Below are 670 nucleotides of genomic sequence, written 5' to 3'. Positions count from 1 at the left end.
CTATTTCATCAAGAATAATATGTCTGCTGTAAATTTTTTTTTCGTTATCCGTTAGCATTTTTTACTATTTAAAATGTTGCCAATCTTTCCAAACGGGCTCTAAACCTTGCTTTTTAAGCATTTGTGCAATGGTTTCGGTGGGGCGCTCATCAGATATTTCAAACTGTTCTAAAGTTTGAGGATCTACGGTGTAACCACCAGGGTTTGTTTTACTTTCTGCACTTACCGATGTAATACCCAAATGCACTATATGGTTTCTAAATGTTTCACTTTCTCTGGTAGACAAAGATAATTCAACATCTTCATCTAACAACCTAAAAGCACAAATGGTTTGCACCAAATCTTTATCGGTCATTTCAACTTTAGGTTCTAAACCACCACTATGTGGGCGCAAACGCGGAAACGAAATAGAGTACTTTGTTTTCCAATAGGTTTTTTGCAAATATTTTAGGTGTAGCGCCGTAAAGAAACTATCGGCACGCCAATCTTCTAAACCAAATAAAGCCCCTAAACCAATTTTGTGAACACCTGCACGCCCCAATCTATCGGGTGTTTCTAAACGGTAATTAAAGTTAGATTTTTTCCCTTTGGGATGATGTTTTTTATATTCGGCTTCATGATACGTTTCTTGATATACCAAAACAGCGTATAAACCAGCCTCAATTAAAGT

General features: G+C 36.6%; 1 pseudogene. It reads right to left on the bottom strand.

From position 1 onward, the window contains the following. Window positions 1–64: 64 nt before the first annotated feature. A pseudogene (gene thiH / locus FUA24_RS07705) lies at window positions 65–670 on the bottom strand (2-iminoacetate synthase ThiH); the annotation flags it as partial.

It is taken from the genome of Seonamhaeicola marinus, from assembly GCF_008085455.1.
This window is presented reverse-complemented; position numbering and strand designations above follow the sequence as displayed.